6 protein-coding genes are annotated in these 14,642 nt (G+C 64.2%); 5 read left to right on the top strand and 1 reads right to left on the bottom strand.

Features of this window, described 5'->3' with window-relative positions; genetic code table 11:
• The first annotated feature begins 23 nt into the window (after window positions 1–23).
• The 5 genes from mfd (at window position 24) to C5N93_RS03280 (ending at window position 8,771) form a co-directional block, all read left to right on the top strand.
• A complete protein-coding gene (gene mfd / locus C5N93_RS03300; RefSeq protein WP_242558256.1) occupies window positions 24–3,488 on the top strand; it encodes a transcription-repair coupling factor in 3,465 nt (1,154 codons plus the stop codon).
• Window positions 3,489–3,833: 345 nt separating this feature from the next.
• Window positions 3,834–5,048, top strand: coding sequence for an acetylornithine deacetylase (argE, locus tag C5N93_RS03295; protein WP_150720486.1), 1,215 nt, complete (start codon window positions 3,834–3,836; stop codon window positions 5,046–5,048).
• A 256-nt stretch (window positions 5,049–5,304) separates the two neighbouring features.
• On the top strand, window positions 5,305–6,591 hold the full coding sequence (locus C5N93_RS03290) for an MFS transporter (RefSeq protein WP_242558255.1): 1,287 nt from the start codon (window positions 5,305–5,307) through the stop codon (window positions 6,589–6,591).
• A 109-nt stretch (window positions 6,592–6,700) separates the two neighbouring features.
• A complete protein-coding gene (locus tag C5N93_RS03285) occupies window positions 6,701–7,729 on the top strand; it encodes a threonine/serine dehydratase (RefSeq protein ID WP_069341156.1) in 1,029 nt (342 codons plus the stop codon).
• Window positions 7,730–7,745: 16 nt separating this feature from the next.
• Complete coding sequence (locus C5N93_RS03280; protein ID WP_242558254.1) at window positions 7,746–8,771, top strand: ornithine cyclodeaminase family protein; 1,026 nt, start codon at window positions 7,746–7,748, stop codon at window positions 8,769–8,771.
• A 6-nt stretch (window positions 8,772–8,777) separates the two neighbouring features.
• On the opposite strand, the gene C5N93_RS03275 is transcribed toward C5N93_RS03280, so the two are convergent.
• Complete coding sequence (locus tag C5N93_RS03275; protein ID WP_242558253.1) at window positions 8,778–14,615, bottom strand: hypothetical protein; 5,838 nt, start codon at window positions 14,613–14,615, stop codon at window positions 8,778–8,780.
• Window positions 14,616–14,642 lie beyond the last annotated feature (27 nt).

The raw sequence follows: 14,642 nt of genomic DNA, 5'->3' as shown, positions 1-14,642 counted from the left end.
GCCATTTCTGCAACGTTTTTCCTATGTCCGCCGCCAACGCCTTATCCCGTAATACCGTGCCTGTGCCGCTCGTGAAAGCGGGACAGCGTTACGCTTTCGCCGGCTCCCACGCGTCAAGCGACGCGCTGCTGATCGCCCGCTATTTCGAAGCCAACCGCGAGCGCCTGCCGCTGCTGGCCGTCGTGTGCGCTCAGGCCACCGATGCACTGCGCCTTCAGCAGGAGCTCAAGTGGTGCGCCCCGGAAGCCCGTGTGCGTCTGCTCCCCGATTGGGAAACGCTCCCTTACGACACTTTCTCGCCGCACCAGGATCTGGTCTCCGAGCGTCTCGCCACACTCCACGATTTGGGCGAGAAGCGCTGCGATATCGTGCTGGTCCCCGCGACCACCGCGCTCTACCGCATGGCCCCGGCGAGCTTCATGGCCGCCTACACGTTCTTCTTCACACAAGGCGAACGGCTCGACGAGGCCCGGCTGAAGTCGCAGCTCACGCTCGCCGGCTACGAACATGTCAGTCAGGTCATGCGCCCCGGCGAGTACTGCGTGCGCGGTGGCCTGATCGACCTCTACCCGATGGGCTCGGCCCTGCCGTACCGCCTCGACCTGTTCGACGACACCATCGACAGCATTCGTGCCTTCGACCCCGATACGCAGCGCAGTCTGTATCCGGTCAAGGAAGTGCGCTTGCTGCCCGGTCGTGAGTTCCCGTTCGACGAACCCGCCCGCACGGCCTTCCGTGGCCGCTGGCGCGAGGTCTTCGAGGGCGATCCGAGCCGCAGCCCGATCTACAAGGACATCGGCAGCGGCGTACCCTCCGCCGGGATCGAGTACTACCTGCCGCTGTTCTTCGAAGAGACGGCAACGCTCTTCCACTATCTGCCGGCCGATGCCCAGCTCGTGTTCGTCGGGGATCTGGACACGGCGATCAATCGCTTCTGGAACGACACGCGCCAGCGCTACAACTTCCTGTCGCATGACCGTGAGCGTCCGGTGCTGCCGCCCGAGCAACTGTTCCTGCTCGATCAGGACTTTTTCGCGCTCGCCAAGCCGTTTGCGCGTCTCACGCTCCCCACGCCGGGCGACGGCCGTTGGGCCATCCCCCTGCCGTCGCTGGCCATTAACCGCCGCGCCGACGACCCGCTCGCCGCCCTGCGCGCGTATCTGGCGCGCACGCCCGCTCGCGTGCTGCTGTGTGCCGACTCGGCCGGTCGCCGCGAGACGCTGCTGCAACTGCTGCACGACAACGACCTGCGCCCGGCGAGCGTCGAATCGTTCGAAGACTTTCTGACGTCGGACAAACGCTTCTGCATTGGTGTCGCACCGCTGGCCGCCGGCTTCCTGCTGCCGACCGAGGACTTGGCGTTCGTCACAGAGAACGAGTTGTACGAGGGCCTTGCGCGTCGCGCAGGCAAGCGTCGTCAGGAACAGGCGACGTCTGTCGACTCGATGGTCCGCGATCTCGCCGAACTGAAAGTGGGTGACCCGGTCGTGCACAGCCAGCACGGCATCGGACGCTATCAAGGCCTCGTCAGCATGGACCTCGGCGAAGGCGAAACCGAATTCCTGCATCTCGAATACTCGGGCGACAGCAAGCTTTACGTGCCGGTCTCGCAACTGCATCTCATCTCGCGCTACAGCGGCTCGGACCCCGACACAGCACCGCTGCACTCGCTGGGCTCGGGACAATGGGAGAAGGCCAAACGCAAGGCGGCCCAGCAGATCCGCGACACCGCCGCCGAATTGCTCAATCTCTATGCCCGCCGGGCCGCGCGTTCGGGCTACGCCTTCGAGCTGTCGCCGCGCGATTACGAGAAGTTCGCGGACAGCTTCGGCTTCGAAGAAACGCCGGATCAGGCAGCGGCCATCGCTGCCGTAATGGGCGACATGACGAGCGGCCGCCCGATGGACCGTCTGGTGTGCGGGGACGTCGGCTTCGGCAAGACCGAAGTCGCCCTGCGCGCGGCCTTCATCGCCGTGCTCGACGGCAAGCAGGTCGCCATCCTCGCGCCGACCACCCTGCTCGCCGAGCAACACGCCCAGACCTTCTCCGACCGCTTTGCCGACTGGCCGGTGCGCATTGCCGAACTCTCGCGCTTCAAGACCACGAAGGAAGTGAACGCCAGCGTGAAGGCCATCAACGAGGGGCAGGTCGACATCGTCATCGGCACGCACAAGCTGCTCTCGAACGACATTCAGTTCCAGCGGCTCGGCCTCGTGATCATCGACGAAGAGCACCGCTTCGGTGTGCGCCAGAAAGAGGCGCTCAAAGCGCTACGCGCCGAAGTGGACATGCTCACGCTCACCGCCACGCCGATCCCGCGTACGCTCGGCATGGCGCTCGAAGGGCTGCGCGACTTCTCGGTGATCGCGACTGCCCCGCAGAAACGTCTCGCGATCAAGACGTTCGTGCGACGCGAGGAAGACGGCGTGATCCGCGAAGCCATGCTGCGCGAGCTCAAGCGCGGCGGGCAGGTGTACTTCCTGCATAACGAAGTGGAGACGATCGAGAATCGCAAGGCACAACTCGAAGCGCTGGTGCCGGAAGCACGCATCGTCGTCGCGCACGGCCAGATGCATGAGCGCGACCTCGAACGCGTGATGCGCGACTTCGTGACCCAGCGCGCCAACGTGCTGCTGTGTACGACCATCATCGAGACCGGTATCGACGTGCCGACCGCCAACACGATCCTGATGCACCGCGCCGACAAGTTCGGTCTCGCGCAGTTGCACCAGTTGCGTGGGCGCGTCGGCCGCTCGCATCACCAGGCGTATGCCTACCTGCTCGTGCATGATCCCAAGTCGCTCACAAAGCAGGCGCAACGACGCCTCGAAGCCATTCAGCAAATGGAAGAACTGGGTGCGGGCTTCTACCTCGCGATGCACGATCTGGAAATTCGCGGCGCGGGCGAAGTGCTGGGCGACAAGCAGTCGGGCGAGATCCATGAGATCGGCTTCCAGCTCTACACCGATATGCTGGCCGATGCCGTAAGCGCCCTGAAGGCGGGACGCGAGCCCGACCTCACCGCACCGCTCGCCGCGACCACGGAAATCAACCTGCACGTGCCCGCCATCCTGCCGAGCGACTATTGCGGTGATGTTCAGGAGCGCCTCTCGCTGTACAAGCGGCTGGCCAACGGCACGCATACCGACGCCATCGACACGATTCAGGAAGAACTCGTCGACCGCTTCGGCAAGCTGCCGCAGCAAGCACAGGCCCTCATCGAAACGCACCGCCTGCGTCTGCTCGCCAAGCCGCTGGGTATCATCAAGATCGACGCCAGCGAGGAGGCCATCGCGCTGCAATTCGAACCGACGCCCGCTGTCGATCCGATGCGCATCATCGAACTCGTGCAGAAGCATCGTCACATCAAGCTCGCCGGTCAGGACAAGCTGCGCATCGAGGTCAAGCATGCGCAACTGACCGACCGCGTGCGTGCCATCAAGGAGACGCTGCGCGCGCTCGGTTCACCGGGAGCGAAGGCGGCTTGAGGCTTCAGACGTGAGGCCGGATAGCCCGACATGCCTACCGATGCCCGGCACACAAGCACGCCGCGCGGCGTGCTCGTGTGCCGCGAAACATCACCATGAAGCGGCAATAAAACCGGCAAGAAGTCGTGTGCAGTGCAGCAATTCCTGATCTCCCCGCGTTCTCGCACGCCCGGGCAAACCCGCGCCCGGCGTGCCTTTTCCTAGGACTTCCCCCGTCCTTTCCCGCGAGGCAAGAATGGTTGTTCACACAACCTTTTACCTCTAAATTATTTTTGAGTAACATTTCCCCGTAGCAATACGTAAGAGACGTATTACACGTATGACGAAAGATTCCCGGAGATTCGAATGACAAGCGCTTCCCAAGCTATCGCCCCGCAGGCCACCCACGAGGCCCAACCGGCATCGGTCGACTGGATCACGAAGCTGGTCAGCATCGACACCACGAGCCGCGAATCGAACCTCGGCCTGATCGAGACGGTGCGCGACAGTCTCAAACACGCCGGTGTCGAGCCGTGGCTGTCTTATGACGCCACCAAACGCAAAGCCAACCTGTTCGTCACGCTGCCGGCGGCAGACGGCAACACCCAGGGCGGCATCGTCCTCTCGGGCCACACCGATGTCGTGCCGGTCGACGGCCAGGCGTGGGACACCGATCCGTTCAAGCCCGTCATTCGCGACGGCAATCTGTACGGCCGCGGCACGTGCGACATGAAGGGCTTCATCGGCTCGGTCATGACGATGCTGCCGGAGATGCGCGACGCCAGGCTCAAGACGCCGTTCCACTTCGCCTTTTCGTACGACGAAGAAATCGGCTGCGTGGGCGCACCGGTGATGCTCGCCGAGTTGCGTGAGCGCGGTATCCGCCCGGACGGCTGTATCGTCGGCGAGCCGACCAGCATGCGCGTGATCGTCGCCCACAAGGGCATCAACGCCTACCAGTGCTGCGTGCGCGGCCATGCGGCGCACTCGTCGCTCACGCCGAAGGGCTCGAACGCCATCGAATACGCAGCGCGTCTGATCTGCTACATCCGCGATCTGGCCGATCACTTCAAGCAGAACGGTCCGTTCGACGAACTGTTCGACGTGCCGTTCACCACGGCACAGACGGGCACGATCTCGGGCGGCATCGCCCTGAACACGATTCCGGCGCTGTGCGAATTCGTCTTCGAATACCGCAACCTGCCGGGCGTGGATGCGGAAGGCATCTTCCAGCGTATCCAGGATTACGCCGTCAACGAGCTGGTGCCGAAGATGCAGAAGGAACACCCGAACGCCGGCATCGAGTTCAAGAAGGTCGCCGCCGCGCCTGCGCTGGACGCCTCGGAGCAGGACGCCATCACCCAACTGGTGCGTGCCCTGACCAAGGACACCGACAAGCGCAAGGTGGCATACGGCACCGAAGCCGGGCAGTTCCAACTGGCCGGTGTGCCGTCGATCGTGTGTGGCCCGGGCAACATCGAACAGGCGCACAAGCCCAACGAATTCGTCTCGCTCGAACAGATCGCCCAGTGCGAATCGTTCCTGCGCAAGCTGATTCGCAGCAACACCGTCGGCGCCTGATCGTGACGACCGTGACGTCTGTGACGTCCGGCCTGACTCGATCCGGACCGGACGCTCTCGTGACGTGACGAAACCCTCTGCGGGCCGTATTCCGTTTGCCGGATGCGGCCCGTTGCCTTCGCGGCAGCAAGTGCCTCACCGGATTCACCCGCAACATCGGCATTCCGCAGTACCAGACGCCTCAACAAAGGCGCACAGGACATTCATCCGCAAGATAACAAGCACATACGTCTGACAGGTTCTGGAGATCTCGCCAATGAGCGCAAGCGCATCCCCCAACGCGGCGGCCCCCCTCGCCCGCACTTCCCCGCACGCCTGGCGTGTGATCGTATCGGCCTCGATCGGTAACGCGCTCGAATGGTTCGATCTGGTGGTGTACGGCTTTTTCGCCGTGACCATCGCCAAGCTGTTTTTCCCGACGGGCAACGATACGGTCTCCCTGCTGCTCACGCTGGGCACGTTCGGTGTGTCGTTCTTCATGCGTCCGCTGGGTGCCATCGTGATCGGCGCCTACGCCGACCGCGCAGGACGCAAGGCCGCGCTCACGCTGTCGATTCTGCTGATGATGGTCGGCACGCTGCTCATCGCGCTCATGCCGACGTACTCGACCATCGGCGTGCTCGCGCCGGTGGGCATCGTGATCGCCCGCATGGTGCAGGGCTTTTCGGCCGGCGGCGAGTTCGGTAGCGCGACGGCATTCCTGGCCGAGCATGCGCCGCAGCGCCGTGGCTTCTTCTCCAGCTGGCAGGTCGCCTCGCAAGGCCTGACCACGCTGCTGGCCGCCGGTTTCGGCGCGCTGCTCACCGGCAACCTGTCGGCTGAAGCCATGGCGTCGTGGGGCTGGCGCGTGCCGTTCTTCTTCGGTCTGCTCATCGGCCCGGTGGCGTACTACATCCGCCGCCGTCTGGACGAGACGCCCGAATTCCTCGACATCGAGCCGACGCAAAGCCCGCTGCGCGACACGTTCGCCAGCCAGAAGGAACGCCTGCTGCTCGCCATCGGCGTGGTCGTGATGGCGACCGTCGCCACGTACCTCGTGCTCTACATGCCGACGTATGCCGTCAAGCAACTCGGCCTGCCGTCCTCGGCCGCCTTCTCGGCCGTGCTGCTCACGGGCGTGGTGCAACTGATCGTGGCGCCGATCGTCGGCCACTGGTCGGATACGCACGGTCGCATCAAGCCGATGCTCGCCGCTGCCGTGGCGCTGCTGGTGCTCGTCTATCCGATGTTCCGCTTCCTCGACGCGAACCCGACGTTCGGCTCGTTGATGGTGTTCCAGATCGTGCTGGGCCTGTTGATGACGACGTACTTCGGCGCGCTGCCCGCCCTGCTCACGGAGCTGTTCCCCGTGCAAGTGCGCACGACCGGTCTTTCGCTCGGCTACAACATCGCCGCGACCGTGTTCGGCGGCTTCGCACCGTTTATCATCACGTGGTTGATCGGCGCAACGGGCAACAAGCTCGCCCCGAGCTTCTACCTGATCTTCGCCGCGATCATCAGCATTACCGCGCTTCTGCGCAGCCGCAAGCTCGGCCTGCGCTGAGTCTTGCCTTCCGGGCAGCGCATGGGGCCACCCCAGCCCTGCCCGGCATTACACGCGCATTCGCCTCGCAATTGCCACGCATTTGCCAAATTACGGAGACACAGTCCAAGTGACGCAATCGACCCCCGAGCTGCACGCCGAGACCATCGACGGCCAACCGGTTCCGACGAAAGACGCCATCGCCGCGCTGCACGAGACGCTCAAGCCCTACGCGCGCCAGACCCCGGTCTTCACGCGCCACGACTTCCCCACGCTCGGCAACACCGAGGTAACGTTCAAGTACGAGTTGCTGCAGGCGTCGGGCACGTTCAAGGCCCGTGGCGCGTTCTCGAACCTGCTCTCGCTCGACGACGCCCAACGCAAGGCGGGTGTCACGTGCGTGTCCGCCGGCAACCACGCGGTGGCTGTCGCCTACGCGGCACAAGCCATGGGCGTCGGCGCCAAGACGGTCATGCTCAAGACCGCCAGCCCTGCGCGTTCGTCGCTGTGCCGTGAGTATGGCGCGGACCTGATTCTGGCGGAGAACGTCCACGAGGCGTTCGATATCGTCAAGCGGGTGGAACAGGAGGAAGGCCGCTATTTCGTGCACCCGTTCAACGGCTATCGCACGATTCTCGGCACCGCCACGCTCGGTTACGAATGGATGCAACAAGCCCCGAATCTCGATGCGGTGATCGTGCCCATCGGCGGTGGCGGACTGATCGCCGGCGTGGCCACTGCAATCAAGCTGTTTGCCCCGCATGTGAAGGTGTACGGCGTGGAGCCGGCCGGCGCCGACGCCATGGCGCAGAGCTTCGCGCAAGGCGGCCCGATCAAGATGGGCCCGATGACAGGCATTGCCGATAGCCTGATGGCCCCGCATACCGAGCTGTACGGCTACACCCTGTGCCGCCGTCATATCGACGAACTGGTGACCGTCACGGACGATCAGATGCGCGCCGGCATGCTCACGCTGTTCCGTCAGTTGAAGCTGGCCGTGGAACCGGCATGTGCTGCGGCAACCGCAGCGCTGATGGGCCCGCTGCGCGACAAGCTCATGGGCAAACGCGTGGGCGTGCTGCTGTGCGGGACGAATACCGACACAGCAACGTTCAACCGTCACATCGAAGCGGCGCTTGCCGCCGAAGCCAACGGCTGACGATCCAGGATTTCGCATGTCCACCTCCGCTTCCTCGCCGCCCGTCCTGCTGCTCGACGCCCCCCAGATCGCCGCGCTGATGCCCGTCGCCGATGCGATTCCCGTGATGTCCGACATGTTCGGCGCCCTCGCCCGCGAGCAGATTCACCTGCCGCTACGTCAGATCATCCGCCCGCCGGAGACGCTCGGCGCCAAGGGACTGCTGGGGATGATGCCCGCGTTTCTCGGCAGCGGCGCCGGCGCAATGTCCGTCTATGGCGCGAAGGTCGGCACATTCTTCCCGGGTAACAGCACGCTCGGCAAAGACCCGCATCAGGGATGCGTGCTGCTGATGAGCGGCGAGACGGGCGAACTGCTCGCCGTGATGAACGCCGCGGAGATCACCGGCATTCGCACGGCGGCCGTCACGGGTTTGGCGACACGTCTGCTCGCCCGTCACGATGCCTCGCGCCTCGCGCTCATCGGCGCCGGCCATCAGGCGCACTGGCACCTCGCGGCGCTCGCGGCGGCGCGGCCGCTCCAGCACGTTCGCGTCGCCAGTCGCTCGCTTGCCACGGCGCAAGCTTTTGTCGACAAGGAACAACCCAACTACGCGTTCCGCCTCGAAGCGGCCCCAAGCGTGGAAGCCGCGGTGTGCGATGCCGACATCGTGGTCACGGTGACGAATTCGACCGACCCGGTACTGCGCGCCGAATGGATTGCGCCCGGCACGCACGTAAATCTGGTCGGCAGCAGCACGCCGCGCCATCGCGAGGCGGACACCATGCTGATGGCGCGCGCGCAACTGTTCGTCGACCGCCGGGAGTCGACCGTCAACGAGTCGGGCGATTATCTGGCCGCCGCTGCCGAGGGCCGCATCGGCCCGGAGGATCTGCTCGCGGAACTCGGTGAACTGGTGATCCGCACCCATCCGGGGCGGACCGACGCCGAGGCCGTCACGCTCTTCAAATCGCTCGGCATGGGCGCTCAGGACGTGGCATTGGCGGCCGCGCTTTACCAACGCGCACAAGCGGCGAATACCGGCACGCGCGCCAGCCTCTGAGGACCGCTAGATCGAATGACGCCGGGCAGTCCGGCGATTCGGATGCCATCCGGGGGCCGGCGCGCTGTCCCACGCCGGGTACTGGATCAATTGGGTTGCCTCGCGCCGGTCGTAAGGACGCACGCCGGGCAAACGCTCATACTCCGGCAGCGCGGTGAGCATACTGGAAACGTCGTCGAACTCCCGGTACTTGATGCACCGCTTGCCCCCATGCGCCCGGTACGTGGCAAGCCATTGCGCCTCACTCTGCACGTCTCCCACACGCGACACGGCCCCGCCCAATAGCCGGCTCATGAACAGATCGACGACAAAGCGCTGGGCCTTTTCGGTGCCCTCGGGTGGCGCTTGCTCCGCGAACATCGAAGGCGGTGTCTGTCCGGTCAGCGTCAACGACATCGCTGGAATGACCTGATCCGGCGTCGACCAGCTCAGTACGACGCGGTACTTGATCCGCACCACGCCAAAGGGCATGAGCAAGCGCGCCATCGCGATCAGCAGCGACGCCTTGTCGCCCGCGAAACCGCGATACTCATCAACGGAGTTGCGCTGAATCTCGGCATCGATCATCGGATGACGCTTCATCGCCGTCAGAATGCCGATGTCCTTCACCGGCAGGCTTTGCGGCAACGCGACGGATGTCTCGGAGAACACGCCGGGGGCACCCGGTTCGATCCATAGCTCGACGGGTGTTCCATCGCTCAACGCAACACCAGACGCCGTGAAATTCAGAAGGTCGTTGCCGGACAGCAGATCCAGACGCCGGTATGCCGTGGGCGACGTCGTCGTGCCGTTGCGGCGAAACCATGCCGCCACCCTGCCGCCGCCAAGACTCAACATGGCGTGGTGCAAACCGTCCTGTGTCTCGTCGATCGGCGCGTCGCTACGCAGCAATATCTCGTAGCCTGCCGGTAGATCCTGCATCTCGCGTACGCTCTGAATACGACGCGCATCCTCATCGGCGTCCTGCCGGCTCACGCCGGGCAGCACATCGTCGCTAACCGCCGTGCGCGCCGGGCCGAAACGGCCCGCGCGGAGCGACTCGCTCGACGACAGCATCGCCTGACCGAAACGGTCGTTACCGACGCCGAACTCGACAAGATCCGCGATGGCGTCATGAATGAGGCGGACGGCATAACGCTGGCGGCTTTGCATGATGTGACCGGATACCAGCGTCACAAGTTGGGCGATGTCCATTTCCGTCGGTGCATAGGCGTTGAAAAGTTGCGCCTCGACCCCACGAACGGCATTGCCCAGGTAGTAGGCAAACGGCAAGGTCGGCGTGCCGTGCCAATGGCTGGCGTTCTCGCTGCGAAAAATATGTTCGACAGGCACGGTGTCCCGGTCGCCCGGTGAATCGCTACGTCGGACGAGATCGACGACGCTCGCGACGTTCGCTCCAGAAATGCGCTGTGCCGCTGCGGCGACGAGATACAGCAAATCGTGATTGCGCGCCACCGGGTCGCAGTATGGCGCCCCTTGCCGGGCACACGTGATCTGCTCCGTCATCCACACGTGGGCTCGTGCGGCGAGCACCTTGAAGCCTTGCGCCGGCTGCTGAAACTCGAAGTCCAGTGGGGGGCAACCCATCGCATCTGTGATGTTGCGCGTCGGCATGCATGCGATCGACGCGGCGTCCGAATTGCTCAGATGGCGGCAAAGAAGGTGACCGATGTCGGGATGCGTCCCGATATGAGCGACGTCGTCCCCATAAAGCACTTCCCCCGTCGTTAATGAAAGCAGCAGGTACGCACGGTCGTCGCGCATGGCGGTAATGCCCGGCACGCCAATACCGTCTGCCTGAATCGTCGCCACACGGGATTTTTGCTGAAGCCGCCCCAGAACCAGGCGCTGCTGCGCCGTCGGCAAACGCCCCAGATGCCAGAGCAACAACCCGATCTCCACGCGCGCGAGGACGTCAGCGAAGGCGGTCTCGAATCGAGGTGTCCAATGCTTCGCCAGCGCGGATCTCAGTCGGGCCGCATCGGAGAGTTGCCCGGTTATCCCGCTGTCCGTTGGCACCGGAACAGGCATCGGACCCCGCGTGCTGTTTGCCGACATTGCCGACGCCACCTCGCTCGCATTGCCATTACGCAACGCTCGCCACTGCTGAACCAGTGCCTCCCAATTCGGGGCGTCCGGGTCGGTACGCTTGCGCCATCGAACCGGTGGGCGGGTAACCCGTTCCTCGCTGGCGATCACCTTGGGCTGCACACGCGTTGCCGAGGAATCCGGAACCCGATCGCCCAATCTCGGCCGGAACGTCTCCACTTCGCTTCGACGCAATTCGAGCACCGGGATCGCATCTTCGAGCGACTCCACCCACATATCGAGGACATAGTCGTCGCACATCACTCGCCCGTCCGATTGAAACGTCAATGTGCTGCGATCGTCCCCAAAGATATCCAGCATGTCGAAACCACCGTGCGGCAGAAGCATCACCGTGTCGTCGACGCTTTGTCCGGCGATCGTGCCAATGCCGCACGTGACACCCGCGTACAGGACCCGCCCGTCGGCCCACGCAAGGGCTACGGCATACCCCGCAGGCAAACGCGTCAGCAAGTCGGACGAAGTGACACGACGCGCCCCTCGACCCAGGAAATCCTTGACACCGACCGTCTGTGCCTGTGATGCATTGCACTGCGCCACGGTCATACCCAGCCCAGACTTCAACTTGTTCACAACGATCCAGGGCGGCGTTTGCGGTGTCGACGCAACTCGCCGGTCTGTCAGTGCACGTGCGCTCGCAGCCAATTGCTGGCGTGCGTCTGCGACGGTCACGGGCGAGTCGGCCCAACGTTTAAGGTGGGCAATCACGTGCTTTGCGGCAGCCGTCCCCGAGATGGCGATGGACCGCCCCACCTTCATGAAGGGGTCGGCCGCAGGCACCTGACCGATTGCCATCAACACGGTCGCAAACCCCATGTCTGCGTGGATTGCGCGCAATTCTTTGAGCGTGGCAGTCTCCGCGCTCTCCAGCAATAGGGTTATCTGCATTGCGGTGGCACCGATGTAGCCGAGTCTGAACGCCCAGTCAGGCAACATCGCCGATGCCGGGAGCACACCGTTGACGATGGGAAACCATGCGCTCCAGCTCTGCACCATCGCCTTGCGAAACTGCTGCCAGTCTCGACGCGCCCTGAGTTCCGGCGTCACGATCTGCATATCGAGATCCTGGCGCATCTTCCGAACTTCCGCCGCCCAGAGCGCAGCCTCCGGTTCAGGGCGGCTCGTGAAGGCAAAGTCGGCACGCCAGATCGACGTGAATGGCGGAGTACTTAGCCTCAGCGGCGGTCTGACGGACGAATTTCCCCGTCGGCAGTTCACCGACGGCCGACAAACCGGGCCGATAGCAAACTGCAGGTGATTGATCCGCAACGGATCGTTCAGGCGTTCGGCGTCGAGCATCGACAGGTGATCGCGCATGAAGTCCCGCCATGCCGGCTCCGACTCGACCTCCCGACGCCACCAGAACCAGGTTCGGCGCTTGAGGGACACTAACAGCGCTGTCGCGCTTGCCTCGTGTCTGAGTGCAACGATGCCCGGCACGATTTCCCCCTGAAACGAAAGCAACTCAAACTTGAGCGAGCGCTCCAGTTCCTCACGCGGCGGCAGGGTGTACTTCGGCGATACCCAGAACGCGGCGTGGGGTGAACCCGGCGATCTGGCTCGGGAATGGGTCGCGATGAAGATCAACCGGACATATCGGGAAAATGCGGCGATCGATGCCGGTGAACGGCTCAGTGCGTCGATGCGGTCGAGATCGAGCCGATGCAACGCCGCACGGAACTTGTCGGTATTCACGACGTTGAGTTGCGCTTGCGTGCGGGTATTGGGCGGCGTGTTTGCGGTAGTCGCCAGACGAATCGCCGTGACCTGACGGGACCCGCCGACCGACATCGACTCCTCGTAGTAGTGATGTCCGAGCGCAATCTGCATCAGGCTGAACGTGCGCCGGGACCGCATGCCTGCGCCCGAGGCACTGCCAGCGGACGCCGGCAGATAACTCACTTCCTGATACATCACTTCGACGCGAGCATCCCAGTCCACCACTTCCGCTGCCGTGCCGACGAATGCGTCGTAGCCGCCTTGCACGAGCCGCTTCATGTAGGCCAGGGTGCGATCCTGGTACGTGCGCAAGGCCGAGGTACTGCGCGTGTCGTTGTCCCACGCCACCCATTCGGACAGCGTCACCATCTGCTCGAGTGTCAGCGTCGAGCGGACATCGACCCATGCATCGGGGCTCACCGTAACGTTGTGCAACGCCGATGCCGGGGTTGTCGACAACGGTCGAACGGGCGGCGGGGGCGGCGTCGCGAAAAAACCGCGATCGGCCGGATCACGCCGGTCGGCAACGGGCAAGGCCAGCGGCACGGAGAAGCTTGCCGCATCGCTGGCGTGGTCGCTTCCGTCTGCGCCGCTGCTACCAAACTGATGGACCAGATACATCAAGACGCCCATCAGCATGGTGCCTGCAACGACGAACCCTACGTGAGGATCACGGCAAGTACGAAGCACGGCCCCGCATATCGAAGCCGCAAGAGACACCTCCAACTCCGACGGCCAGGACGACGGCGACGCGGTGAGAGATGCCGTCTGCGGCACCGCGCGGTATTCCAGCGAATCGACCGCCGAGACCCCGCCCCATACGCGCGACGATGGAGGCGTCTCGCGGTCCATGGGATCCATGCGATCGAGTAACGCGTACCAATCGGCCACACGAAGCGAGAACGGGCGGGTGGTGATTTCCATGGACGTACGCGTGAGGAAACCGACGTTATGCAGCAAGTGCAAACCGGCTTCCCATGCGCTGCCGGTAGTGAACCGGTCGAGCGACTGGGCGTTGCGATCCCGGCCGATCGCTTCGCGCTCGATCTCCCGAATGTCCAGGTGTTCGATCGTCTCGTCGGGTGAGCACCCCGATCCAACGTGCAACGCCTGCTGTAAGACCGCCGCCAGCACCACGACATTGAGCCGGGCGTCGCACCCCTGAAGCCGGTCGCAAAGGCGATGGATCTGATCCACTGTCAGCTCGGGCAAAACGTTGGAAAACCATGCGGCGAGACGAACACGCTCCGTTGGATCCGGGCCATGCGGCACCGACCAGAGCATCACGCCCGCCGCTGCCGCCTCCATCGCACCGGCCAGCAACGGCGCGGCCGGCCATGCGAGCGCCATCCCTGCGCCGCCGGCGAGCAAGGTGCCTGCGAGCGTCAACGCCTGCATCGGTGACAGCCGGACCTGAGACTGTGTGCGACCGTCATCCAGCACGACCGACAATGCGGCGGCAGCGGCACCCGGTGTTTCCAGAATCAACGCCGGCAACGCATGCTGCAACGGACCGAGTTGCACGTCCTCGACGCTCGCAACGTCGCATTTCCACGCCGCGGCGCACAGCGCGTGGCACAACCCGCCGAAGCGTTGCGTCTGCGGCGACCAATCGGGGCAACCCTCACGCCAGACACCGAAACGCCGCCCGTCGAAGCACAGCGGGCTGGCGTCGTCGAACTGACGGATCCAGTCACCTTGTATGTCCGGTAGATAGCGCGCCAACGCCGTGCCAATCGCGGCGGCCGACGATTCGAGCGTGGCGCCCCCCTGCGCAATTGCCGATCTCGCGTCGATGTCCAGCAACTGGCAGGTGAGCGCCGCAGCGACCGGTCCCCAGACCGTCGACGTTACGATGTTCCGATAGACGATTTGCGTCTGCCAGTCCAACCCGCGCAGCAATGCGGCATCGATCTCCCCCTGCGCGGCGAATTGTTCGAGCACGCGCGATTCCGGCGCCCGTGGTTCGTCCTTTATGCGAACGTTGTCCTTGAACCAGGGCTGCGGTCTGATCTCCACAAATCACTCCTCGACGAGACAGGGATG

It is taken from the genome of Pandoraea sp. LA3, from assembly GCF_022696215.1.
Classification (GTDB): Bacteria; Pseudomonadota; Gammaproteobacteria; order Burkholderiales; family Burkholderiaceae; genus Pandoraea; species Pandoraea capi.
Note: the sequence above shows the minus strand (reverse complement) of the source record. Positions and strands in the feature narration are given on the sequence as shown.

Excerpts from the sequence above, each read along its gene's own strand:
- argE (WP_150720486.1), top strand. The coding sequence starts at position 3,834 with ATGACAAGCGCTTCCCAAGCTATCGCCCCGCAGGCCACCCACGAGGCC.
- mfd (WP_242558256.1), top strand. The coding sequence starts at position 24 with ATGTCCGCCGCCAACGCCTTATCCCGTAATACCGTGCCTGTGCCGCTC.
- C5N93_RS03280 (WP_242558254.1), top strand. The coding sequence starts at position 7,746 with ATGTCCACCTCCGCTTCCTCGCCGCCCGTCCTGCTGCTCGACGCCCCC.
- C5N93_RS03290 (WP_242558255.1), top strand. The coding sequence starts at position 5,305 with ATGAGCGCAAGCGCATCCCCCAACGCGGCGGCCCCCCTCGCCCGCACT.